General features: G+C 45.7%; 21 protein-coding genes. 14 read left to right on the top strand and 7 right to left on the bottom strand.

Annotated elements, in window-relative coordinates:
• Positions 1-5: 5 nt before the first annotated feature.
• From LYZ37_RS02965 to LYZ37_RS02985, 5 genes are read left to right on the top strand one after another with little or no spacing between them, the layout of a single operon-like run.
• Complete coding sequence (locus tag LYZ37_RS02965; RefSeq protein ID WP_272786385.1) at positions 6-1,229, top strand: AAA family ATPase; 1,224 nt, start codon at positions 6-8, stop codon at positions 1,227-1,229.
• Positions 1,230-1,258: 29 nt separating this feature from the next.
• Complete coding sequence (locus LYZ37_RS02970; RefSeq protein ID WP_272786387.1) at positions 1,259-2,731, top strand: CpaF family protein; 1,473 nt, start codon at positions 1,259-1,261, stop codon at positions 2,729-2,731.
• Positions 2,732-2,740: 9 nt separating this feature from the next.
• Entirely contained in the window at positions 2,741-3,709 is a 969-nt protein-coding gene (locus LYZ37_RS02975; RefSeq protein WP_272786389.1) for a type II secretion system F family protein, read from the top strand.
• Positions 3,710-3,711: 2 nt separating this feature from the next.
• On the top strand, positions 3,712-4,656 hold the full coding sequence (locus LYZ37_RS02980) for a type II secretion system F family protein (RefSeq protein ID WP_272786390.1): 945 nt from the start codon (positions 3,712-3,714) through the stop codon (positions 4,654-4,656).
• Positions 4,657-4,666: 10 nt separating this feature from the next.
• Positions 4,667-5,674: a tetratricopeptide repeat protein gene (locus tag LYZ37_RS02985; protein ID WP_272786392.1), complete on the top strand. Its 1,008-nt coding sequence runs from the start codon at positions 4,667-4,669 to the stop codon at positions 5,672-5,674.
• A 60-nt stretch (positions 5,675-5,734) separates the two neighbouring features.
• On the opposite strand, the gene chrA is transcribed toward LYZ37_RS02985, so the two are convergent.
• Positions 5,735-6,880, bottom strand: a complete 1,146-nt coding sequence (gene chrA / locus LYZ37_RS02990) for a chromate efflux transporter (protein ID WP_272786393.1) — start codon at positions 6,878-6,880, stop codon at positions 5,735-5,737.
• A gap of 123 nt (positions 6,881-7,003) precedes the next feature.
• On the opposite strand from chrA, the gene LYZ37_RS02995 reads away from it, so the two are divergent.
• Complete coding sequence (locus tag LYZ37_RS02995; protein ID WP_272786394.1) at positions 7,004-7,912, top strand: LysR family transcriptional regulator; 909 nt, start codon at positions 7,004-7,006, stop codon at positions 7,910-7,912.
• A gap of 41 nt (positions 7,913-7,953) precedes the next feature.
• Here LYZ37_RS02995 and LYZ37_RS03000 read toward each other — a convergent pair whose 3' ends face one another.
• Positions 7,954-9,036, bottom strand: coding sequence for an ABC transporter ATP-binding protein (locus tag LYZ37_RS03000; protein ID WP_272786395.1), 1,083 nt, complete (start codon positions 9,034-9,036; stop codon positions 7,954-7,956).
• Positions 9,037-9,487: 451 nt separating this feature from the next.
• Here LYZ37_RS03000 and LYZ37_RS03005 point away from each other — a divergent pair, with 451 nt between their 5' ends.
• The 6 genes from LYZ37_RS03005 (at position 9,488) to LYZ37_RS03030 (ending at position 18,677) form a co-directional block, all read left to right on the top strand.
• Positions 9,488-10,300, top strand: coding sequence for a carbohydrate ABC transporter permease (locus tag LYZ37_RS03005; RefSeq protein ID WP_417801472.1), 813 nt, complete (start codon positions 9,488-9,490; stop codon positions 10,298-10,300).
• Positions 10,300-11,151 carry a carbohydrate ABC transporter permease gene (locus LYZ37_RS03010; protein ID WP_171322120.1) on the top strand — a complete coding sequence of 284 codons (852 nt, stop codon included), beginning with the start codon at positions 10,300-10,302 and terminating at the stop codon, positions 11,149-11,151. Before LYZ37_RS03005 ends, LYZ37_RS03010 begins: the two co-directional genes overlap by 1 nt.
• A 110-nt stretch (positions 11,152-11,261) precedes the next feature.
• Positions 11,262-12,488, top strand: coding sequence for an ABC transporter substrate-binding protein (locus LYZ37_RS03015; protein WP_239826440.1), 1,227 nt, complete (start codon positions 11,262-11,264; stop codon positions 12,486-12,488).
• A 161-nt stretch (positions 12,489-12,649) separates the two neighbouring features.
• The gene (locus tag LYZ37_RS03020; protein ID WP_272786396.1) at positions 12,650-15,751 is read left to right on the top strand and encodes a beta-galactosidase; all 3,102 of its coding nucleotides are present in this window, start codon (positions 12,650-12,652) and stop codon (positions 15,749-15,751) included.
• 12 nt (positions 15,752-15,763) lie between these two features.
• Entirely contained in the window at positions 15,764-17,878 is a 2,115-nt protein-coding gene (locus tag LYZ37_RS03025) for an alpha-galactosidase (protein ID WP_272786398.1), read from the top strand.
• An 85-nt stretch (positions 17,879-17,963) separates the two neighbouring features.
• Entirely contained in the window at positions 17,964-18,677 is a 714-nt protein-coding gene (locus tag LYZ37_RS03030; protein WP_272786399.1) for a helix-turn-helix domain-containing protein, read from the top strand.
• Here LYZ37_RS03030 and LYZ37_RS03035 read toward each other — a convergent pair.
• Positions 18,628-19,536 carry a DMT family transporter gene (locus LYZ37_RS03035; protein ID WP_272786400.1) on the bottom strand — a complete coding sequence of 303 codons (909 nt, stop codon included), beginning with the start codon at positions 19,534-19,536 and terminating at the stop codon, positions 18,628-18,630. The two genes, LYZ37_RS03030 and LYZ37_RS03035, sit on opposite strands and share 50 nt — an antisense overlap.
• Before the next feature lie 40 nt (positions 19,537-19,576).
• Between LYZ37_RS03035 and LYZ37_RS03040 the strand changes: the two genes are divergently transcribed.
• Positions 19,577-19,744 (top strand): hypothetical protein, encoded by a 168-nt coding sequence (locus tag LYZ37_RS03040; protein WP_272786401.1) that lies wholly within the window; start codon positions 19,577-19,579, stop codon positions 19,742-19,744.
• On the opposite strand, the gene LYZ37_RS03045 is transcribed toward LYZ37_RS03040, so the two are convergent.
• Together LYZ37_RS03045 and LYZ37_RS03050 are read right to left on the bottom strand one after the other, a co-directional pair.
• Complete coding sequence (locus tag LYZ37_RS03045) at positions 19,722-20,060, bottom strand: DUF5329 family protein (RefSeq protein ID WP_272786402.1); 339 nt, start codon at positions 20,058-20,060, stop codon at positions 19,722-19,724. The genes LYZ37_RS03040 and LYZ37_RS03045 overlap by 23 nt on opposite strands.
• 49 nt (positions 20,061-20,109) lie before the next feature.
• Positions 20,110-21,126 carry an MBL fold metallo-hydrolase gene (locus LYZ37_RS03050; RefSeq protein WP_272786404.1) on the bottom strand — a complete coding sequence of 339 codons (1,017 nt, stop codon included), beginning with the start codon at positions 21,124-21,126 and terminating at the stop codon, positions 20,110-20,112.
• A gap of 149 nt (positions 21,127-21,275) precedes the next feature.
• Here LYZ37_RS03050 and LYZ37_RS03055 point away from each other — a divergent pair, with 149 nt between their 5' ends.
• Positions 21,276-21,887, top strand: coding sequence for a TetR/AcrR family transcriptional regulator (locus tag LYZ37_RS03055; protein WP_272786405.1), 612 nt, complete (start codon positions 21,276-21,278; stop codon positions 21,885-21,887).
• 63 nt (positions 21,888-21,950) lie between these two features.
• On the opposite strand, the gene LYZ37_RS03060 is transcribed toward LYZ37_RS03055, so the two are convergent.
• Both LYZ37_RS03060 and LYZ37_RS03065 read right to left on the bottom strand, forming a co-directional pair.
• Positions 21,951-23,378: an amino acid permease gene (locus LYZ37_RS03060; protein WP_272786406.1), complete on the bottom strand. Its 1,428-nt coding sequence runs from the start codon at positions 23,376-23,378 to the stop codon at positions 21,951-21,953.
• 195 nt (positions 23,379-23,573) lie between these two features.
• Positions 23,574-24,026, bottom strand: coding sequence for a beta-galactosidase subunit beta (locus LYZ37_RS03065; RefSeq protein ID WP_272786408.1), 453 nt, complete (start codon positions 24,024-24,026; stop codon positions 23,574-23,576).

A 24,026-nucleotide genomic window follows, 5' to 3' on the forward strand; every position in this document is an offset into this window, starting at 1 on the left:
CAAATATGGGAGAGGCTGTGAAGATAACGCCAAATGGAAGCGCCCCGTTAAGACTAAAGACCAATTTAACCATTTGGGTGTTTTACTCGTCTGACGCTTTTCATTTGCATATCAGTCACGAGCTATCTAAATGCCAAAGCATTAGCTATGAAATGATCTCTTTTCATGGGTTAGTGGTCGGCAATTTAGCCCATTTTGCGCCGCCTGATTTGATTTTTGTCGAAACTGGCCCTAATTGGGCACAGAAAATTGTTGAGCTTCAGAACTACGAAGCACCAGAATCGAATAGCGAAAACCATGAAGCATCATTGATTGTGTTTGGTAATGAGAATGACAATGGTGCGTTAAAGATCTCTTTGCGTATTGGTGCGGCAGATTTTGTCTCGAATACGGCGCAGATTGAAGAACTCATTCCGCTACTTAAAAACGTTGCAGAAGAAAAAGTCGCTAGCCGCAATTTGGGTGAATTGCTGGTGTTTATGAACACCAAAGGGGGCTCAGGAGCTTCAACCATAGCTCTCAACTCTGCAATAAAGATGGCTAATCAAAACCCAGAAAAAGTGTTATTGCTCGACTTAGATCTTCAGTTTGGTGTGGTGAATGACTACTTGAGTATTAACCCTTCTTACAGCATGACGGATGCGTTGGCGAATGTGTCTGATCTAGATGAAGTCTCTCTGAGCACATTTGTCACTAAGCACTCCAGTGGTCTGCATATTCTGTCGTTTAAGCGTGAAAACAGCCACGAAAACTACGAGAAAGCCAAGTACTTAAATAAGCTCATGCCCTTACTGAGAGAGCACTACCCTTATGTGATTGTCGATCTTTCGCGAGGGTTAGATCGTCTATTTGCTCCCGTGTTGGCTCCCGCGACCAAAGTTTACCTGATTGCACAACAAAACTTAGTCGCGATTAAGAATACAACGCAAATGATCAAGCTTCTGTCTTTTGAATTTGGCATTAGCAAGGATCAATTAGAAATTGTGATTAATCGTTTTGAGAAGCGTCAATCCATTCGTCTTAAAGATATTCAAGGAACGATTGGTGATATCTCGCTTCATGTCGTTCCTAATGATTTTAAAGTGGCATTGGAGAGTGCCAATTTAGGTCGCCCATTTATTGAAGCCAAAAAAAGCAGTTCGATTTCGAAATCAATTAGCCGTTTTGTTGAGTCTATTTCTCCACAGCCTGAAGAGAAAAAAGGTTGGTTTAAGCGGTTATTCTCATAACTTTTCACTTCCAGTGACAGAGAGCGATTATGTTTTTTAAAAGAAAAAATTTGAATCCTGAGTTGCAAGAAAAAGTGAATGCAGTAGAGCAACAGCAAGAAAATTTATCGAAGACGTCAGATTCAAATACACATGCAGCAGCCAGTTCTTCTTCACCTAACTCTTTCAAAGAACAGAAAATGTTAGAGACAGAGGCCAAAGAAAAGGTCATAGAAGAAACTCGAAAGCAATTGACGCTTGAGCAGGAAGTTAAGCGTTACTATCACCAAAGATTGCTTGAGACATTAGACCTCGGACTTTTGGCAAGTTTGGAGCCGGAAAGAGCTAAGGTTGATCTGCACGATGCAATTGTTCAGTTGATGGCGGAAGATCAAACCCATGCCTTGAGTGCGGAAGGTCGTAAACGCGTTATTCAGCAAATTGAGGATGAAGTGTTTGGCCTTGGTCCTTTGGAGCCTCTGCTCAATGACGCAACCGTGTCTGATATTTTGGTCAATGGCCCAAAGCATGTGTTTGTCGAAAGGCGCGGTAAGCTTGAGCTCACCCCTTATACGTTTCTTGATGAACGGCATTTACGTAATATTATCGACCGTATTGTTAGCCAAGTGGGTCGTCGTATTGATGAAGCCTCACCTATGGTTGATGCGCGTTTGACTGATGGCTCACGTGTTAATGCGATTATTCCCCCGTTAGCGTTAGATGGCTCATCCGTTTCTATTCGTCGCTTCGCGGTTGAAAAACTCAATATGGATAACTTATTGGAGTTTAATTCTCTTTCTCCTGAGATGGCTCAGTTTGTCGAAGCGGCGGTGAACGGTGCCTTGAACGTGTTAATTTCAGGCGGTACGGGATCGGGCAAAACTACCACTTTAAATATCTTTTCCAACTTTATCCCGTCAGATGACCGCATCGTGACGATTGAAGACTCGGCAGAGCTTCAGTTGCAACAGCCTCATGTTGTGCGTTTAGAGACTCGCCCAGCCAACCTTGAAGGCAAAGGAGAAATTACTCAGCGAGATTTAGTCAAAAACTCACTGCGTATGCGACCAGACCGTATTGTGCTTGGGGAGGTACGTGGCGCTGAGGCGGTCGATATGTTAGCGGCAATGAATACCGGTCACGATGGCTCCCTAGCGACCATTCACGCCAATACCCCGCGAGACGCACTTTCAAGGGTTGAGAACATGTTTGCCATGGCTGGTTGGAACATGTCAGCAAAAAATTTACGTTCGCAGATTGCCTCGGCGATTCACTTGGTGGTTCAAATGGAGCGTCAGGAAGATGGTAAGCGGCGCATGGTGAGTATCTGCGAAATCAACGGTATGGAAGGCGAGATTATTACTATGTCGGAACTGTTCCGCTTCAATCGCCAAGGGATGGATGAAGAAGGTAATGTCCGCGGCTACTACACGGCGACAGGGGTCGTACCTCAGTGTCACGATCAATTGTCTAAAAAGGGTATGCACCTTCCATTTGATATTTTTAATGAGACATTCTCATAAGGGGGCGTTATGCAGGAAGATGCGACGTTTTTCTTTATATTACTCTTCTTTGCTGTGGTGTTTATCTCACAAGCGCTAATACTTCCTGCCGCAGGTAGTAAAGCTAAGCACAAGGAGCTGTCTCAACGACTGAAAGAGTCACAAACGAGTCTCGATGAAGAAGCTCGCTCCTTGCTTCATGAGCACTATATGAAGAGTTTGACCCCGCTCGACAGAAAGCTGGTAAAAATCGAAACCTTCTCTTCACTCAAAAAAATGATCGAGCTCTCTGGGTATGACTGGAGTTTGACTCAAACTATCTCTGTCACCTTATCCTTCTCTCTTGTCGCCTTGCTTGCTGCACTGGTGACAAGTCAGCCGATTTATGTGGCTATTGTTGCTCCGATAGGAGTGTGGCTGATTCTTTATTTTTGGTTGAGTAAAAAAATCTCTGATCGATTGTCTGCTTTTGAAGAACAGTTACCGGAAGCATTGGATATTATGCGCCGAATGCTTCAAGCCGGTCAGCCAGTGACTCAAGCCTTCAACGAAGTGGGAAGTGAAATGCCTGCGCCAATTGGGGTTGAGTTTAAGAACACCTTTAACTTACTCAATTACGGTTACGACATGCGCATGGCCATCATGCAGATGGCAGAGCGAACCCCAACCGTTTCAATGCTCGCCTTTTCTAGTGCTGTACTACTGCAAAAGGAGACCGGGGGTAACTTATCGGAGAACCTGGAAAAGGTATCTCGCGTATTGCGTGCGAGATTTAAGCTACAGAGAAAGATTAAAACCCTGTCGGCTGAGAGTCGCCTGTCGGCGTGGATTTTGGTGCTTTCACCTTTCATTCTTTTCTTATTCATGTCGTTTATTAACCCCGAATATCTAGAGCCTCTCTATAAAGATCCTAGAGGCCTAGATCTCGTTAGTGGCGGGGTAGTGAGTCTGTTTATCGGCTCAATGTGGATAAGAAACATCATTAACTTTGAGGTGTAGTTATGGAAGACCTCATCCTGCAGTTGAATGAAATCGAGTTAAATGAGCAGTTAGCTTTTTTAGCGCTTATTTTGGTCGCCTCAGTACTGATTATTTTTACGTTAGCCATGTTGTTGCTAGGCTCTAAGTCTCCCATGACGAAAAAGCTGGAAGAGATTCGGAGTAGTACGCTAAGGGATGGGCCGAAAAAAAGCCGTAAGTTAGACAACACATTAGAGTCTCTGGCTCCGATCGTTCAACCTTCTAGCGGTAAAGAGCGAGAAACTATCCGCAGTCAGTTAATGCATGCGGGTTATCATGACGCTAACGCCATTACCATTTATTACTCGCTAAAAGGGCTCTCTTTCTTACTTGGTTTAACAATAGCGGCAGCTCTCTATTTCTTTTTTCCTGATATGTCGAACTTGAATGTGGCTATGATTGGTGCCGTAGCCGCTGGCTTATATGCGCCAAATATTGCCTTGCAGCATCTTGTAAACAAAAGACAGTCGCGTATTCGAGGTGGTGTTCCGGATGCGCTAGATTTACTGGTGGTTTGTACCGAATCTGGACTCGGTTTTAATGCGGCGCTTCGCAGAGTGGCCGATGAGTTGATGATTTCTCACCCTGACTTTGCAGATGAGTTAGACACAGTTTGTGCCAAGATTAAGGCCGGTGTTGAAATGTCTGACGCTTTCAATGAGCTTGTTGAGCGGACAGGGGTGAAAGAAATTGCGGGCCTAGTGACTATGCTTTCCCACGCTTCAAAAATAGGCGGCAGTTTGGCACAAACCCTACGTGAATATACCGAAGATTTTCGAGATAAGCGCAATCAAGAAGTGGAAGAGATCGCTGCCAAGATACCAACAAAAATGATTTTCCCGTTACTTCTCTTTATCTGGCCATGTTTCTTTATCGTGGCGGTAGGACCATCAGTGTTGTACTTGAGCTCAACATGGGGAAACTAAGGAAGCTGATATGAAAAGATTAAATTATCTACTAGTGTTAGTCGTTACCTCATTGCTAATGGGCTGTGCGAGCAAGGAACCGACTCTTGATACCTCTCTCTATGACGGACGGCCCATCGATACGCTTTCATTAGAGGAACCACCGAAAACAGAAAAGGAGGCGATTCAACGCGGTGATATTGCCTTGAGTTCAGGCAACTCAGATCTCGCCTTGTATGAATATATTCGCTCACTTGCGTTTGAAAACGGGCAGTTCAGAGATAGAGCGCTGTTTAATATTGGCCGTATTCATCAGTCGCGCAATAATTTAGCGTTGGCAGAAAAGGCCTACTTGATTGCTATCGAAGAGAACCCCAACAACATCAAAGTCCTTGAGCAACTGGGTATTCTTTATAGTCGCAATGGCGATATTGAGCAAGGTCGCAGTTACTTCCTACGTGCGGTCAATGCTGACCAATTAAGGTTTAATAACGGTGAAACGCTTGAAAGTGAAGATTTAGTGACGGTGAAATCTGTTGCCAATCTTAATGTCGACCAGCATTCACCTGAGTACGCATTTATGGGGTTAGGGGTCGCGGCAGATTTAGATAAGCAGCACGAGTTAGCACAGGCGTTTTACAAACAGGCGTTAAGCATTGAGCCAGAGTCGGTCAAAACTCTCACCAATGTCGGCTATTCGTTTTACATGTCTGGAGACTATCGTAAGGCGCAGCGCTTCGTATTGCAGGCGCTCGATATAGATTCCGATAACGAAAAAGCCCTCAATAATCTAGCACTGATTTATCTAGCAAAAGGGGAGATTAATCGGGCGCTCAATGTTTTCTCACAGCATATGGATAAATCTGAAGCACTAAACAACGTCGGATACTTTCTCACTCTGCAAGGCAAACCCGATAAGGCGATCCCTTATCTTCAGCAAGCTATTAATACCAAATCGACTTACTACAAAGTCGCGAATGAGAATCTAGAAAAAGCGCTGGCTATGGTCAGGGAAGAGAAAATTAAACAGGAGCAATAAAACAAGAGTGAAAAAAGGGAGAGCACTGGCTCTCCCTTATTAGTTTCTACGACCTTCAGGTTAAGCAACGTAGCCAGTTGCTAATCCCGCAAGCATAAAGAAGGCAACCATCCAAACAATCGGCAGCTTGTGTTGCTTGAGTAAATAGAAACCAACCAGAACGAGCGAGATATCAAGTGGATTGATTACTGCGCTGGTAAATACAGGTTGGTATAACGCAGCGACCAGCAAACCAACGACCGCAGCATTCACTCCATTGACAGCGCCAGAAACTTTGTGATTTTTAGCCAGTGATTGCCAATTCTTTAGTACCCCAAGTAGCAACAAGAAGCCCGGTAAAAACACCGCTAATGTGGCTATCAATGCACCCGCAATCGGAGCTGAAGGCATCAACTCGTAACCTATGTAAGTCGCAAAGGTAAACATAGGTCCAGGCACCGCCTGTGCCGCAGCATAGCCGGTAAGGAAAGCATCTTGGCTTAGCTGATCACCGACGATGTTTTGTAGCAGTGGCAGAACCACATGGCCGCCACCGAAAACTAAACTGCCCGCTTGGAAAAAGTCATTGAATAGCCCAAGTGCAGGCAATGCTTGAGCCGCAAACGGTAGTCCAACAAGTAAAGCAACAAACAGAGCGAGAGGGGCAATAGAAGGCTCAAACTTACTGGTGCTCTGCGCATCGTCATTACCCAGACATTTCACGCCGATTAAGGCCGCGACAATCAACACGCCCATTTGGGTCGCAATACCAGGTAAAAGCAATAGTGCGACAGCTGTCATTAAACACAATGCGACAGATAGCTTCTCTTTACAGAAGTTTTTGTACATCCCCCAAGTGGCATCAGCAACTACCACAACCGCGAGCAGTTTTAAGCCATGCACAATATTTTGGAACGCACTCGCCTCAGTAAGTTGGCTACTCAGTACTGCGAGCGCCAACATAATGATGACAGACGGTAGGGTAAAGCCGATAAACGCCATACACGCACCGCCAAGGCCACCACGTTTGTAACCTAAGGCAAAGCCGACTTGGCTCGAACCTGGGCCGGGTAAGAACTGGCTCAGCGCAACAATTTGCGCGTACTCTTTGTCGTCTAGCCAGTTGAGCTTTTCAACAAAGGTATTTCTGAAATAGCCAATATGCGCCGCAGGACCGCCAAAGCTAATCCAGCCAAGCATAAAGAAGGTTTTAAAAATCGACAGCATGGTTAGGTTTACTCTTTTGCTAGGTCAATAGACCTTAAATAGTGCCAATAATGTACGCAATGAACTAAAATGACTCAAATTGATAGTCTTAATACAAACTATGAATCAAATGGGATTAGGTGAGTGAAAGAGTTTAATTGGAAAGGGGTCGATCTCAATCTGCTGGTGGCTTTTCAAGCCTTGTTCCAGACTAACAGTGTCAGCGCGGCGGCAGAGCAGTGCTTTGTTAGCCAGTCGGCAATGAGCCACACCTTACAAAGAATGCGTGTGCTGTTTGATGATCCTCTGTTTGAGAGGGTTGGAGCGAGAATGGAGCCCACACAACATGCTCAGGAGATAGCTCCGACAATCGACAGGTTGTTGGGCAGTATCAAGAACGACTTGCTAGTTAAGAAGCATTTCACAGCCAATGGCTATTCGGGAGTGTGGAAAATAGGTTTAACTGATTATGCAGAGCAGCTTTTTGCCCCAGCCCTGTATGATGCGATCAAGCAGCAGTCACCCAATTCGCAAGTGAGCTTTTTTAACGTCAACCGCAGCAACTATGTTGAGATTGCAGAGAGTGAAGGTCTAGATGTCGTGATTGGCAGCATTGAAAACCTTAACCGTCGTTTCCTCTCTGAGCATCTCTATACCGAGCAACACCTCTGTTTGTTTGATCCTAGATCCGTTACCACAAATGAACCGATGAGCCTTGAAGACTTTGTGGGCTATGAGCATGCACTCGTTAGTCCAGACGGTAGCTTACAAACTCAGGTTGATAAGCGTCTCGCTAAGTTAGGTTATGAACGCAGAGTTGGGGTCGCTTCGCGAAACTTTCTAACGATTCGACGTTTGTTACTCGGCCGAGAGCTGTTATGTATTGTGCCCAAACGTTTTGCTGAAATGGAAATGTATAGCCATGATCTGCAAGCTATTTCGAGCCCAATAGAGATTCCTGACTTTGATATTCGCTTACTGTTCTTAAAGGCGAATCAGTATGAAGAGAAAAGCATTTGGATAAGAAGGGTTGTGGCTTCAGTCGTCAATTAGTGGCTGAAGTTCTCTCAGCCACTTTGACATCTTTGATCGGCTTATTCGACTCGCAGGCCATTAGCATCAAACAGGTGGCAATCTGATGCTTTGCAGCTTAGCTCCATTTGCTGGAACTTAGACACCTCTTGGTCACCGGGCAGATGAACTTTGAAGCCATCGACACCACATGATTGACCGAACATGTAAGTACTGTTACCTAAGCGCTCGACGACCTCACTTTGGAAGTTAAGGTGTACATCACCAGAGAGATCAATTTCCAAATGCTCAGGGCGAATACCTAGGGTAAGAGTATCGCCTGCTGTTAGGTCTTGCTGCACGGCAGGCAAGGTAAACAATGAACCATCTTCGCTGACAAGCTTCAATCCTTGCTCGTTTGAAGACTCAATTTTTGTCGGGATGAAATTCATCTTAGGTGAGCCAATGAAGCCCGCCACAAATTCATTTTGTGGGTTATGGTAAAGCTCAAGGGGGGAACCTACTTGCTCAACACGCCCATCGCGCAGCACCACGATCTTGTCTGCCAACGTCATGGCTTCGACTTGATCGTGAGTCACATAGATCATCGTGTTTTGCAGATCTTGATGCAGCTTGGCAATCTGCAAACGCATATCTACTCGTAGCTCGGCATCAAGGTTAGACAAAGGCTCATCAAATAAGAACACTTTCGGGTTGCGTACGATGGCACGACCAATAGCAACACGTTGGCGCTGACCACCAGACAGCTCTTTTGGTTTGCGCTTTAGTAGATGATCAAGTTGCAGCGTTTTTGCGGCGCTGTGGACTTGTTTTTCGATCTGCTCTTTCGGGTGACCATTCATCTTTAAGCCAAAACCCATGTTCTCTTCTACTGTCATATGTGGGTAGAGAGCATAAGATTGGAACACCATAGCAACACCACGTTCGGCAGGATCAATATCGTTCACCAGTTGGTTATCGATATGAATTTCACCGTCAGAGATCTCTTCAAGTCCTGCAACAAGTCGTAATAACGTCGATTTACCGCAGCCCGATGGGCCAACGAAGACAACAAATTCACCATTCTCTATTTCTAGATCGACACCATGAATGGTTTGCACATCACCAAAACGCTTGATGACCTGTTTTAAGCTGATGTCAGCCATATCTACTCCTTGCCTTATGGCGCAAAAAACTCGTTTGATGAGCGAATTATGAGCGATAAATCACCGTTAGTTTCGCTTTGTTTATAAAACATACGCGTTTCATAGATTTTTGTTACCTGCTAACAAGGAATAGTTGATCACGATCATGGTTATTTTACGAAAATTGACCATTTTTGTGGAAACGTTTACAAAATTGATTTGTTGGTGTGTATTAAATCATCAGAGTTATTAATATATGAGTGTAGATTAGATAAAACTTCATCTTTTGGTCACTTTTCTTCTACTTTTACTAAAGTGTTTGAAACGTTCATAAACCGGAAGATGTGACAAGGAGTCACACAAAATGGAGCAATCTGTGAAAACGATATACCCAGAAAATCGTCTTCCTTCCGCAAGGCGTAAAGCAAGGGTAAGCGCAAAGCTCTCACCGTGGTTATTTTTAGCCCCAGCAATGGCGATCTTCGCTATTTATGTCATCTATCCAATTCTAGACAGTATCTGGCTTAGTTTTTACGAGTGGGATGGTTTAGGAGAGAAGGTATGGGTAGGTTTAGATAACTATCGCGAGCTGTTTGACTCTGAAGCTTTCTATACCTCTCTTAAGAACAATACCTTGTGGCTAGTCTTCTTTATGTTAGCCCCACCAATCGGTCTTGCTATCGCTTTGTTCCTTAATCAGCAGGTAAAAGGAATCCGAGTGGTGAAGTCACTTTTCTTCTTCCCTTTTGTTATTTCACAAGTAGTGGTCGGTTTGGTGTTCGCGTGGTTCTACGATCCATCGTTTGGCTTGTTTAACATGGTGCTGGGGTCATTTGGTGTAGAGCCAATTTCGATTCTTGCTAATGAAGACTACGTTACCTACGGCATCATTGCTGCCGGTCTGTGGCCGCAAATTTCTTACTGCATGATTTTGTACCTTACAGGTTTGAACAACCTCGACCCAGAGCAGATTGAAGCCGCGCGTCTTGATGGGGCGAAAAAATGGCGCATGCTTTGGTACGTGGTGATCCCTCAGCTACGTCCGGCGACCTTTATTGCCATCGTTGTGACCGTGATTGGCGCTCTGCGTTCTTTTGACTTAGTCGCAACCATGACAGCAGGCGGTCCTTGGGGCAGCTCGACGGTACTGGCTTATCAAATGTATGAAGAGTCGATCTTTAACTATCGAATGGGTTATGGCGCATCGGTTTCTGTTGTGTTGTTCCTCATCATGGACGTGTATATCGCTTACTTCTTATGGCGTATGTTGAGGAGTGAAAAATAATGTACCCACAACCGATTCAAAAAGCAGGACGCTTTACCAACATTAGCTATCGCGTGGCATTGCCAATTTCTATTGTGATGTGGTTATTGCCTCTGATCGCCGTAATGATGACCTCAATCCGCGGTATTGAAGATATCAACACAGGTAACTACTGGGGTTGGCCGAGCGAATTCCAGTTCGTGGAAAACTACACTCAGGTGTTTACCTCGACGTCTATGGGCCAATACCTGATTAACAGTTTATTGATTACCTTACCGGCTGTTGCTGGAGCGGTGGCTCTATCTACTTTGGCAGGATTTGCGTTAGCTAAATACAAGTTCAAAGCCAATATCTGGATTTTTGCGATGTTTATTGCGGGCAACTTTGTGCCTTTCCAGATTCTAATGATTCCGGTACGTGACCTAACGATCAGCTTTGGTTTATACGATACCCACTGGGCGCTGATTTTCTTCCACGTCGCGTTTCAAGCCGGTTTTTGTACTCTGTTCATGCGTAACTTTATTGTCGGAATTCCCGATGCCTTGATCGAAGCTGCGCGTGTTGAAGGGGTAACCGAATGGAAGATCTTTTGGCATGTCGTACTGCCACTCGTACGCCCTGCATTAGCTGCGCTTGCGGTACTTGTATTCACCTTTATCTGGAACGACTACTTCTGGGCATTGGTTCTGGTGCAGAGCGATGAAGTGCGTCCGGTTACCGCGGGCCTGAGCTCACTCAAAGGCCAATGGCTAGCATCTTGGCAGTTTATCTCTGCTGGTGCCATCGTCGCAGCGATTCCACCTGTTGTGTTGTTCTTTACCATGCAGCGCCACTTTATTGCCGGCTTAACACTCGGCGCGACAAAAGGTTAGTTTTCACAGCAAGCCAACTATATCCCTCACAGGTTGGCTCGCTCTTTTATGCAGTAAATAAATATAACAATTGGACCCATGAGCATAAGCTCACTAACAAGGACCTGAATATGAAATACGTGAAACATCTTGCTGCTTCCGCAATTCTCGGGGCAACATTATCTACCACCGCATGGGCGGGCACACTGGTCATTAACTCTGACCAAGCGGACCCAGCTCCTAAAGCTGCTTGGCAAGAGATTGTGAAGCGCTTTGAAGCAGAGAACCCAGACATTACCGTTGAGTACAACCTTTACGATAAAGAAGCCTACAAGACGACGATTCGTAACTGGTTGGTGACATCGCCACCAGATGTCGTGTTCTGGTATGCGGGCAACCGTATGAAAACGTTCGTCGATCGTGGTCTTTTTGAAGATGTGAGCGATATCTGGGCAGAAAACAACATGACTCAGGACTTTGCAGCGGCAGCGCCAGCAATGACGGTCAATGGTAAGCAATATGGTGTGCCTTACACTTACTACCAATGGGGCGTTTACTACCGCAAAGACCTGTTCGAAAAATATGGCATTGCAGAGCCTAAAACTTGGGAAGAGCTAAAAGCTGCCTCTGCAACGCTTAAACAAAATAACGTTGCGCCGTTTGCTATCGGTACTAAATACCTTTGGACAGCAGCAGGGTGGTTCGATTACATCAACCTACGAACTAATGGCTTAGCTTTCCATATCGATCTAATGGACGGCAAAATCCCTTACACCGATGAGCGTGTTAAGAAAACTTTTGCTAACTGGGCAGAGCTTGTTGAGCCGGGTTACTTCCTAGAAAATCACGCGTCGTACTCATGGCAGGAAGCGCAGCCGTTCCTATATAACGGTCAGGCGGCAATGTATCTGATTGGTAACTTTATTACGCCAAACTTCCCAGCAGAGATGAAAGATAACATGGGCTTCTTCCAGTTCCCTGTTATCGACCCTGCAGTACCAGTCGCTGAAGATGCGCCAATGGATACGATTCATATTCCAAGCAAGGCGAAGAATAAAGCTGACGCGCGTAAATTCCTTGAGTTTGTCGCACAGGCTGAGATTCAGCAGTTAATTAACGAATCTATCCTACAGATCCCAACCAACAACAAAGCGCAAGCGGCTGACGACCCGTTCCTTAATAAGGGTGTTGCTATGCTAGCGTCTGCCGAAGGTACTGCTCAGTTCTATGATCGCGATACGGATCCTGCCATGGCAAAAGAAGGCATGAAAGGTTTCCAAGAGTTTATGGTTAAGCCCGAGCGTCTCGATAAGATTCTGAAGAAGCTGGAAAAAGTTCGTAAGCGTACTTTTAAATAAATCAAACTGTTCTTCCTTTGTTTATCGCTGTCGTTCCCTGTTTACCATGCCAGCGATAAGCAGAGGAGGACATCAATCAAGATGAGATTGATGTGTCCAATCTTGAGCGTTTCCTTACCAACAAGGGGCGCTCTTTTTCCTCTTATCTAAAGGGTGCTGTGATGAGAACTTTTACCCAAGTCATAGCGGCGCGCGAATGGGAAAATCAGCATGTGGTTCACCACAATGTGATGCCTGCGCACGCGCCTCTTCATGCTTATTCAAGCGAACAAAACGCATTGAATAAAACGCCTTCAAGCAATCAACTTAGCTTGAACGGTCAGTGGCAGTTTGCTCTGTTCGATAGACCAGACAATGTGCCACCTGAATGTGTGAGTAAGAGTTTTGATGACAGCAACTGGAGTCAAATAGCGGTTCCGAGTAACTGGCAACTGCAAGGCTTTGATAAGCCAATCTACACCAACGTAAAGTATCCATTTGCGGATACACCACCAAAAGTTCCTGAAGATAATCCAACGGGTGTTTACCGAACTCGCTTCCAGTTTACGCCAAAGCAAGGGCAAACAACGGTCACCTTTGATGGGGTGAATAGTGCTTTCCATCTATGGTGTAACGATCAATGGGTAGGTTACTCACAAGACTCTCGACTTGCGGCGGAGTTCGACCTGTCAGACTTTCTCATCGATGGCGAGAATCAACTCACAGTCATGGTGATGCGTTGGAGTGACGGCTCATACCTTGAAGACCAAGATATGTGGTGGCTAAGCGGTATCTTTCGTGATGTTACCCTGTTAACGAAACCTGCCATTCATATCAAAGATGTCCAAGTCGTCACGCAGCTAGATAAGGCTTATCGCGATGCTGAGCTAAAAGTGGTCACGACGCTATCGAAAAAGAACCTCCCTTATCAGGTGTGTGTCAGCTTGTTTGATGCCCAGCAGAAAATGGTTGCTCAGCAAAGCTCTCAAGCAGGTCTGGAATTTGTCGATGAGAAAGGGCCTTGGTGCGATAAAGTTAATCACAGTCTATCGATTCAAGCCCCAGATCTATGGAGCGCAGAGTCGCCAACACTGTATCAAGTGGTCGTCAGTTTAATTGACGAGCAAGGCTCGCTGGTGGATTGTGAGAGCTATGATGTTGGTTTTAGACACGTCGAAATCAGCCAAGGTCAGCTAAAACTCAATGGTAAACCGCTACTGATTCGCGGTGTTAATCGTCATGAGCACCATCCAGAACTTGGCCATGTGATGACGCGCGAAGATATGATTCGCGATATCAAATTGCTTAAGCAAAACAACTTTAATGCAGTGCGCACCGCCCATTACCCCAATCACCCGATGTGGTACCAGCTCTGTGATGAATATGGGCTGTATCTGGTCGATGAAGCCAATATTGAAACTCATGGTCAGTTTCCGATGTGTCGTCTATCCGATGACAGTGAGTGGCTCAATGCTTACATGCGCAGAATAACGCGCTTAGTTGAACGCGATAAAAACCATCCTTCTATCATTATCTGGTCGTTAGGTAATGAGTCAGGGATAGGCAATAACCATCATGCGATGTACCAATGGGTGAAGCAGCGTGACCCATCACGCCCTATTCAGTATGAAGGTGGCGGTGCAATGACAGCTGCCACTGACATTATTTGCCCAATGTACGCCAGAGTGGATTGGGATTTACCTGTCGTTGCTCATCAACCTCATGTGACGCCAAGAGTTGGAATTAAAAAGTCCATCGCGCTGCCTGATGAGCAACGCCCACTGATATTGTGTGAATACGCGCATGCGATGGGAAATAGCTTAGGCAGCTTCAGCGAGTATTGGCAGGCGTTTCGCGATCATCCGCGCCTACAAGGTGGCTTTATTTGGGATTGGGTTGATCAAGGGCTAACCAAGGTCGACGAGCAAGGTAATCAATACTGGGCTTATGGTGGGGATTTTGGTGATGAGATTAATGATCGTCAGTTCTGTATCAATGGGTTGATTTTTCCTGATCGTAGTGTGCATCCCACTCTACATGAAGTGAAAAAAGCTCAGCAGTTCTACCAGTTCACTCTTGTAGAGCAAGCCCCTTTAACAGTGAAAATGACCAGCGAAAACTTATTCACTTCAAGCCAAGGAGAAAGCCTGCAGTGGCAGGTTCTTGAAGATGGCGTTGTTGTGGATGAAGGTGAAGTAGAGCTTGTTTTAGAAGCGCAGCAAAGCGCTGAGTTGGTACTGGAAAATACCGCTTTGCGTGAAAAATCAGGCGCTCGATATCACTTGAATTTAACTGTGGTACTGAGCAAAGCGACTCCATGGTCTGAAGCTGGGCATGTTACTGCCACTGAACAGTTTGAACTGAGCTCAGAGCCAGAGTTGGTGCTGCCAGATCCGAAACCAACTTGGCAAGCGAACATCTCTGATAGCGCTGAAAAGCTTTTGGTCTACAGTGATCTTTTTGCGCTTGAGTTCGACAAACGCCTTGGTGCGATTTCGAGCTGGAAGGTCAATGACAACGAAAAGCTTACCCTGCCAATCATGGATAACTTTTATCGCGCGCCGCTCGATAATGATATTGGAACCAGTGAGGCTGACCGGTTAGATCCCAATTCTTGGTTCGCTCGCTGGCAGTCGATAGAGTTAGACTCCTTAGAGCGTGAAGCAATTGATTTTGAATGGAATGAAACCAAATCTGGCTTACAAGTCACCACCAAATCGGCCTATCTTCAACAGGGTAGAGTCCTGATTGTATCCATGTGGCGTTATCTGGTGACTCAAGATGGTGAAGTGACCATCGATGTCGATGTTGAACTGGCCAATGCCCTTCCTCCACTACCTCGGATTGGTCTTGAATTATCACTATATGATCACGGAGTGAGTGAGCACCAAGAGCCAGTGAGCTGGTTTGGTCGCGGGCCTCACGAGAATTATCCTGATAGAAAAGAATCGGCGCATATAGGTCGTTATCAATCCTCCGTTAGGCAGATGCACACCGATTACATCTTCCCTTCAGAAAACGGTCTGCGCTGCAATGTGTTAGAAGCACAGATTGGCGAACTGAGCGTTCGGGGTGACTTCCATTTTGCGGTGAGTGAGTTTAGTCAAGCTAACCTCGCGATGGCAAAACACACCAATGAACTGATGAAGCAAGACACTATTTTTGTTCGGATTGATGGTTTCCATATGGGAGTCGGTGGCGATGATTCTTGGACCCCAAGCGTACACAAAGAGTACTTACTGAATGATCGACGCTACCGCTACCAAGTGGCCTTGAGCTTTTAAAGGAATAAAGAAATGAACCCATTTGTTCAGCTCCATAGCGAGCATGTCTCAGTGGTGATCAAACTGTCACCGGCACCTGAAGTCATTTATTGGGGCAAAAACATTACGCAGATTAATGACACACAGTTCACCAATCTGATGAGCAGTCAGCAGCGTGCTGTGCCTCAAGCTCGTTTGGATCATGATGTTCCTTTAACTCTATGTCCTGAATTAGGACGTGGCAGTTTTGGCTCGTCAGGCATAGAAGGTCATCGCGAAGGCTTGGCGAGTATGCCAAGGCTAGATTATGTTTCGCACTCACAATCAGGCAGCCAAGTGGATATCGTGTGCCAAGACCAACAAGCTCAACTCGCATTAGCGATACACCTTAAACTGGACAAATCCGGCGTCTTGAGTAAGCGATTAACACTCACCAATTTAGCTGCTGACGATTACAGCTTAAATAAACTAGCTTTGACTCTTCCAGTACCATACCGAGCGTCAGAGCTGGAAAGTTATCATGGTCGTTGGAGCCGTGAGTTTCAGGCGCAGCGCCAGTCAATAGCGCATGGTTCATGGGTGATCGAAAACCGTCGGGGCCGTACTTCTCATGAGTACTTTCCAGGCTGTTTATTAGGGTCGTCGGGTTTTAGTGATCAAACGGGCGAAGTATGGGGCTTTCATCTTGCATGGAGCGGAAACCATCAGTGGCGCGCCGATGTGAAAAGCGATGGCCGCCGATTGCTACAGGCAGGAGAGTGGCTAATTCCGGGTGAAGTGATTTTACCGCAAGGGGAGAGCTATACCACGCCAGAGCTTTTGGCTACCTATAGTCCAAAAGGGATAAATGGTATTCGTAAAGTGAGTCACCGCTATGTACGCGAGCAGGTAATACCGTTTGATCAGGATAAGGTACGTCCTGTTCATCTCAACACTTGGGAAGGTATCTACTTTGACCATGACCCAGAGTATATTTGTGAAATGGCGACCCAAGCAGCAAGCATTGGTGTCGAACGATTTATTATTGATGATGGTTGGTTTAAAGGTCGCAATGATGATAAGTCGTCTCTGGGTGATTGGACGCTTGATGCGACAAAATACCCGAACGGTTTAACTCCTGTTATTGAACACGTTAACGCGCTTGGGATGGAGTTTGGCATTTGGGTTGAACCTGAAATGGTCAATCCTGATTCGGATCTGTTTCGTGCTCACCCAGAATGGTTGCTGGCCGCTGAGGGCTACGCGCAGCCGACAGGCCGTTATCAATATGTTCTGAACCTGCAAAACCAAGATTGCTTTGATTACCTGTTTAACTGTTTGGATGACTTGCTACGTGAGCACAATATTGGTTACGTAAAGTGGGACATGAACCGAGAGCTAGTTCAAGCGACTCATCAAGGCAAAGGTGCGGTACATGGGCAAACTCAGGCTTTATACCGATTGATTGATAAGTTGGTCGCGGTGCATCCCGAGGTCGAAATTGAGTCATGTTCATCAGGTGGTGGGCGAATTGATTATGAGATCCTAAAGCGCACGTGCCGTTTCTGGACTTCAGACTGTAATGATGCGTTAGAGCGTCAAACAATCCAAAAGCACATGGGGATCTTTTTCCCACCAGAAGTGATGGGGGCTCATATCGGGCCTTATCATAGCCACACGACAAGACGAACCCATGATATCAACCTACGCGGTTTAACGGCGCTGAGTGGTCATATGGGGGTGGAACTCGATCCAGTCAAAGAAAGCGAACAAGAGAAGCAAGCTTTTGCTAAGTATATTGCTCTGTATAAACACTATCGCGAGTTGCTTCATAGTGGTGAGGTGTTCTATCTAGATAGTGCTGATGATACTCGTTTGGCCTATGGGGTGACAAAAGCTCAACAAACGTTAATCACCGTGTGCCAAAAAGCGATGCCGGACTATGCACTGCCAGAACCACTTATCCTTGAGCACCTTGATCGTGCACGAGATTACAAAGTCACGTTAGTCGACTATCCACAATCAAGTGCGCAATTGATGAAGCCAAGTGATGGCTGGTGGGAAGGGGAGCCTTTAGTCGTGAATGGCGATTGGTTAGCGACACTTGGACTCAGTTTACCTATCTTAGACCCAGAAGCTTGTTTACTGCTAAGTATTGAAGCCGTTTAGACAAGGATTCTAAGCTTGCCGTTGCCGCTTACCTGACAGGCTATGATAGAGTGACTATCCACTTGTTTAAATTCAGGAAGAAGCTTTGAGTGGTAAGATAACAGTGCGAGCTTATAGCCGCTCCTCGAATGGACATAGTCATAGCCATCATCAGGTGTTGCTGCCTTTACGTGGCTATATTGATTTGACGTTAGATGGACAGGCGGCGACAGTCTCTTATGGCGATTGTGTGGTGATTTTATCCGGTTGCTACCATGAGTTTCGTGCTCGTGAGGACTTTCGCTTTTTGGTGATTGATGTCAACGAGCTACCAAGTCCATTACTAGAACTAGAGTATCCAATTCTGGCGCTGGATGAAGCAACGCACCAGTATCTTGGTTTTATTGAGAAGCAGCTTGAGCAAGACATTTCCGGTGAGTTGGAAGAGAACATGTTGTCGCTCCTGTTTGAATTATTAGCTCGCCAATGTTCTATTAGCAAAATGGATATGAGGATCAAAAACAGTATCCAGTACCTTCATCAAGACATCGCTAAGAATCACTCAATTGACGAGCTCGCTCAGGTTGCCTGCTTAAGTGCGACTCAGTTTAAACACTTATTTAGCAAAGAAGTACAGCTTTCCCCACTTAAGTATCTAGCTAAGCTACGTATGGAAAAAGCGCGTACTTTGCTGATCAACACCGATATGCCGATTAGCCGGATTGCAGAGGAAGTGGGCTTTAGTACCCCATCTTCCTTTACGCGTAGTTTTAGTGGTTATTTTGGTTTGCCACCGAAAGCTTATCGCGCCCACGATTGAGTCTCGGCTGACGACGATACAAAACAATGCAAATGGCGACGATAGTCATTCCTAGCATAGTCAAAGGCGTTAACACTGTACCGAACAGCAGGTGATCAAACAGATAGGTCAGCATGGGGATTGCGTAAAACAGTACGCTGACTTTATCTGAACTGTCCCGTTTTACCATGTACATCAGCAGTAAGAGCGCCCCGACGGAAACCACCAAACTCATCCACAACACTGAGAAAACAAACTCTGGCTGCCAATCAATATAGCCTTCAGTGCCCATGCTAAGCGCGATAAACACAAGGCTCGATAAAATACATTGGTACCACATTGCTTGAAATGAATTCATCGTCACCTTGGTTTGCTTGATAGTACCTATAGTGAGGGAGAGGAGCGCTAAGACGGAAAACAGTATTCCAGCCCATTGAATGCTATCAAGGCTTTGCGCACCAGCAATTGCGATAGTGAGTCCTACGAAACCAACACCCAGTAAGATAAATTTACTCGCACCGATTTTTTGCTTGCCAAGTAAGGGGGTTATCAAAGGTTGGATACCTAAAACCAAGGTTACTAAGCCAGGAGACATGCCTGTCGCTATCGCCAGAATATAGAAAGCCAGATAGAACACCTGTAACAACAAACCGACCGACAAGACGGTTTTCAATTCTTCCTTGCTAGGTTTATGAAATTGAGTATTGAACAGTGATTTAGCAAGCAAACAAATGACGCTGACACTGACAAAAGAGATCACCGCACGTATTGCCAGAAAGCTCCATTCGGAAGAGAACTGCAATCCAAGTTTTACAATAACCGCACCACTGCTCCACATCACTAGGAATAGGATTGGAGCGAGGGAATCTAATTTAATCATCAGATTTAACCTTATTAATTCAACTGTAGAGAATGATGCGGTGGCCACCTACATGGGTACTTACTATAGCTTGGCTAAATCGGAACAACTGATCCCATCGGACGGTTTTCTGTTCCTAGAGGTCGAAATTGGTAAGAGCAAGGAAAAGAAAAAGCACCGCATGGGTGCTTTTAGCGCTAATGATATTATTGAGTGGTGTCGCTTTTAGCGAGCTGAAGTAACCATTGCTGACTTGTGATTTGTTGTGTGCCACATTCGACCATATAAGGTTTACCTGTGAACCAGCTTTTGGAGGCAACTTCGTTAATGAAGGTCTCGATATCTTTGACCTCATCTTGGGCATAGTCCCATTTATTTTTAATGTGCTCAGCGGCTTCTGTCGGGGTATAGGCTTTGCCGTTTCGATAAAAAGTACAGGATGATTGCTCAATCTTGCTGATTAAGCGGTCTACATCATTTTGAATGCTGGCAGCTGCAGAAGTAGCCAACATCGCTAACACTATGACGAGATACGATCGTTTCATCACTTCCCCTTAATCCGTGTTTGGCCCCGATCACTCACCCTGTTTGTCCTTATAGGTTCCACCAAGGTTTGAGTTCTAGTGGCTCGTTGAGTTCAACACGTTGTCCAAATTCAGGGCTGACCATGGTGACACCGCGCTTTTCACTAATCTCCATCGCTTGCTGCATAGGTTCATTCCAATCGTGCATAGCGAGGTCAAAGGTGCCGTTGTGAATCGGCATCATCACCTTACCTTTAAGATCAATGTGCGCCTGAACACTTTGCTCAGGGAACATATGAATGTCCGCCCATAAGCTATTGTAAGCTCCGGTTTCTATCATGGTGAAATCAAATGGCCCGTATTTGTCACCAATCTCTTTAAATCCTGAGAAGTAGCCAGAGTCACCACTAAAGAATACTTTATTTTGCTGACCGTTAATCACCCAGCTTCCCCATAAAGTGCCATCGCGATCAGTCAGTCCACGTCCAGAGAAGTGTTGGGTCGGAGTCAGCACATATTCGACGCCATTGTGTACGTGGGACTCCCACCAATTAAGCTCCACTATCTTCTCTTCAGGAACATTCCATTCTCTCAAGGTTTGACCGATCTTCAGCGGCACAATAAATACCGTGACTTTTTCGGTCAGTGTTTTGATCGACGCTTTGTCGAGATGATCATAATGGTCATGACTGATCAGAACGGCGTCAATACTTGGTAATTCTTGTAATGAGATCGGTGGCTGATGGAAACGCTTTGGCCCAGCCCATTGTACGGGTGATGCTCGGTCACTAAACACAGGATCTGTCAGGATGAGCTGCTGATCAATCTTCATCGCGATACTTGAATGGCCTAAGCGGTAGAGAACATCTTGCTGCTCATTGACAAGTTGCTCTGTCGTCATCGCATGGACGGGCAAATCAAAGCTTGGCGTTGGGTTAAGGCGCTCAGTTGTGAAATAGGCTTTTGCGATCTTCAGGATGTCACCAAAGCCGCTTTTGTATTCAAGCTCAGTGTTGGCAAACTTCTCTGGGTATTGCTTACCCGCTGCTTTATCTGAACTAGAACAAGAGATGATTGAGGTGGTCATAATTATCGCTCCTACAGTAGCTAACAATGTGCGTTTCATAGTGACTATCCTAAAGTAAACTATACGGTGTAGTTTACATGCTTTACTTTTAAAGTAAACTACTTGGTGTAAAATAGATCTCAGCAGAATGAGGTAGGATCGTTAACTCTATGAAAGTTAGAAAAAAAGGTCGTAGCGAAATCAAACGTGAGGCGATATTGGTTGCGGCAAAGCAGGCTTTTCAGGAATTTGGTGTGCAAAATACCAGTATGGATAAGCTATCTGCGATGGCAGAGGTTTCTAAGCGAACGGTTTACAACCATTTTGAGTCTAAAGAAGCGATCGTCATGGAACTGCTGGCGGAGTTGTGGCGCACTTCAATGGCTGAACATGAAATAGCGGGGCTTGCTGAACTGACATTAGAACAGCAGCTTATCGCACTGCTTGAAAGCGAGATTAATGTTGTGACAGAACCTCACTATGTTGATCTAGCCAAAGTGGCTTTGAGCTACTTCTTCCATAAGCCGGATGAGCTTAAAGAGCAAGAAGCGAAGATGGCAAAGCAAGAGACTGCGCTGTTTCGCTGGCTAATTGAGCAGAAGGAGCAGCAGACGCTCATTATTGAGGACGTGGTTGTGGCGAGTACCCAGTTGCACAGCTTAGTTAAAGGCAGTGCCTTCTGGCCTCAGGTTCTGGGAATGAAATCTTCGCTGACCAAACAAGAGGCGAGGGTATTGGCAGAGCAAAGCACCCGTTTGTTTATGAGTCAGTACCGCGCTTAGCGCCATATTAAAAAGCCCTTACCATGATGGTAAGGGCTTTAGTTTTACAGTGTTCAACAGACCCTAGGTTTGTTTAGCTGTCTGTAACTCTACCTCTTTGCTCGCCTGTTTTTTCTCGAAGCGAGAGATCCACCACCATGCAAGGCCAGAGAATACCGCGGTCATAAAGACGTTGATGAAGAAGGCACGTACTAAATCAACGCCAGTAGGGAAGGCTGATGCGGTCATACTTACCACAAAGATAGTGATCAATACCGATACCACACCCATACCAAACTTGCGTGAGCCCATGCGGAAATCACGTGGCGTATCATCATGTTTAAGGCGGAAGATGAAGTAAGCAGCCATGATAAAGATTGGTGGTAGCATCGCAGTACCAGCGGTTAAGTTGATTGCTTGGTTCATCATGTCTTGCACGGATTCTGAACCAAAGCCATTCACAACCAACATCACGACGACGAAGGCAAACTGCCACCAAGCCGCGCGAACTGGTACACCGTGCTCATTAAGCTCAGTGGTTTTCTCACCGTAAACGCCTTTTGGAATCTCAGAGAAGTGGATTTTCACTGGAGCCGCTGTCCACATCATCATAGAGCCAAACATTGCGATAAAGAGAATAATCCCAACAAAGCGGCCAACCACTAAGGTAGAAACCTCGAAGTACTGAGCCATACCGGTAAAGATTTCGACCATACCACCTGCGTAAGTGAGATCTTCGCGAGGGACAAAAACGTTAACCAGTAGTGAGCCAAGCGCATACATAGCACCAATCAGAACACCTGCCATGATGATGACCTTGATAAAGGCTTTCTGACCACCTTTGACATCTTTTAGGTAAGCGGCTGCGGTTTCTGCACCACCGGCTGCTTGGAAGATCCAACACATAATGCCTAAGGTTGCCCAGTTAATTGTTGGGCTCATCGCTTCTAAGGTAATCGGTTCAGCTGGTGTGTATTCACCGCCACCTAATGCCATTAACGCGCCAAGGACATAGATAGCGAACAGAGCAAAGACGCCGTATGCCACAATCTCTGAAATCTTACCTAGCCAGCTCGCACCTTTAGTTGAGATATGAGTCGCCGCAGCAAAGAGTACAATCGAAATAATCGATGTGACCATAGGTGAGAATGTGTACTCGTAGCCAAGCATGGCGTATGAGGCGTAAGCAATCACGTTGGGTAGTAAAGAGACAAACCAGAACAGGTTTACAAACCAGTATAAGAAAGAACCTAAGTATGCGGCTTTAGTGCCTAACGGTTTTTTCAGCCAGTCGTACATACCGGACTCTGAGTTCTTATTGGCCGAAACAAACTCGGCAATAATGAACACAAAAGGAATGAAGTAAACGATGGTTGCGAGTAAGAAAATAGGCGCTGAACTTAAGCCTAATTCAATGTTGTTGTTTACGATGTTACGGACGTTAAATACCGCCGCAAAGGTCATCGACAGCAGGGCAAACTTGCCAATGGTGCCACGCATAGATTCAGACATAGAGTCCTCCGATGAATCACGTCAATTCCTTTGGTACTAAAAGTCACACTGCTATTGAGCGTTCTATCATCCTGCGCGAATAGTAGGCTATGCCGCGTTAGAGTCCAGCGCTGTCACTGGCTTTTGTGACTTTAGTACCTCAGGGGTTGTAGTCGTTATTGTTTGGGTCAGTTGTGCTGACCCTGTAAGTTGTATTTATTTATTCAGGAAATAGCCGTCTTCGATGGTCACTTTAAGCACCACTTTGCGAACTCGGTTATCTCCGTGGAAACGATAGGCATTGTTGTTGTCGAAAATGGCAACTTGGCCTTCTGTGAGTTCACGTGTCGCACCTTGACCAGAGAAGTATTCTCGATCCGTTTCATCACGGTACTTATCGGCGCGCTCAAGCTGAGATTTTTCAGCGAATTCGACGCTTTCTCTTCCTTCTAAGTAGTAATGAACATCGAAATAGCGTCGGTTACCTTCAAAGGTGCCGGTATGACGAGCAACGCCATCTTCAATCATGTAAACCAATGAATCTCCAATTGAATGCATGACGCCATCTTTGATATTGGCTATGTTTTCAATCGCTTCTATACAGCGGTTCCACTTGCGGCCATCGCGGTAAACGACTTTGAATTGCGCTAAGCTCTCTAACACGATCAT

The sequence above is a fragment of the Vibrio tubiashii genome (genome assembly GCF_028551255.1).
Classification (GTDB): domain Bacteria; phylum Pseudomonadota; class Gammaproteobacteria; order Enterobacterales; family Vibrionaceae; genus Vibrio; species Vibrio tubiashii_B.

Coding starts and splice junctions, on each gene's coding strand:
- LYZ37_RS02965 (WP_272786385.1), top strand. CDS start 6: ATGGGAGAGGCTGTGAAGATAACGCCAAATGGAAGCGCCCCGTTAAGA.
- LYZ37_RS02970 (WP_272786387.1), top strand. CDS start 1,259: ATGTTTTTTAAAAGAAAAAATTTGAATCCTGAGTTGCAAGAAAAAGTG.
- LYZ37_RS02975 (WP_272786389.1), top strand. CDS start 2,741: ATGCAGGAAGATGCGACGTTTTTCTTTATATTACTCTTCTTTGCTGTG.
- LYZ37_RS02980 (WP_272786390.1), top strand. CDS start 3,712: ATGGAAGACCTCATCCTGCAGTTGAATGAAATCGAGTTAAATGAGCAG.
- LYZ37_RS02985 (WP_272786392.1), top strand. CDS start 4,667: ATGAAAAGATTAAATTATCTACTAGTGTTAGTCGTTACCTCATTGCTA.
- chrA (WP_272786393.1), bottom strand. CDS start 6,880: ATGCTGTCGATTTTTAAAACCTTCTTTATGCTTGGCTGGATTAGCTTT.
- LYZ37_RS03000 (WP_272786395.1), bottom strand. CDS start 9,036: ATGGCTGACATCAGCTTAAAACAGGTCATCAAGCGTTTTGGTGATGTG.
- LYZ37_RS03005 (WP_417801472.1), top strand. CDS start 9,488: ATGGCGATCTTCGCTATTTATGTCATCTATCCAATTCTAGACAGTATC.
- LYZ37_RS03010 (WP_171322120.1), top strand. CDS start 10,300: ATGTACCCACAACCGATTCAAAAAGCAGGACGCTTTACCAACATTAGC.
- LYZ37_RS03015 (WP_239826440.1), top strand. CDS start 11,262: ATGAAATACGTGAAACATCTTGCTGCTTCCGCAATTCTCGGGGCAACA.
- LYZ37_RS03020 (WP_272786396.1), top strand. CDS start 12,650: ATGAGAACTTTTACCCAAGTCATAGCGGCGCGCGAATGGGAAAATCAG.
- LYZ37_RS03025 (WP_272786398.1), top strand. CDS start 15,764: ATGAACCCATTTGTTCAGCTCCATAGCGAGCATGTCTCAGTGGTGATC.
- LYZ37_RS03035 (WP_272786400.1), bottom strand. CDS start 19,536: ATGATTAAATTAGATTCCCTCGCTCCAATCCTATTCCTAGTGATGTGG.
- LYZ37_RS03045 (WP_272786402.1), bottom strand. CDS start 20,060: ATGAAACGATCGTATCTCGTCATAGTGTTAGCGATGTTGGCTACTTCT.
- LYZ37_RS03050 (WP_272786404.1), bottom strand. CDS start 21,126: ATGACCACCTCAATCATCTCTTGTTCTAGTTCAGATAAAGCAGCGGGT.
- LYZ37_RS03055 (WP_272786405.1), top strand. CDS start 21,276: ATGAAAGTTAGAAAAAAAGGTCGTAGCGAAATCAAACGTGAGGCGATA.
- LYZ37_RS03060 (WP_272786406.1), bottom strand. CDS start 23,378: ATGTCTGAATCTATGCGTGGCACCATTGGCAAGTTTGCCCTGCTGTCG.
- LYZ37_RS03065 (WP_272786408.1), bottom strand. CDS start 24,026: ATGATCGTGTTAGAGAGCTTAGCGCAATTCAAAGTCGTTTACCGCGAT.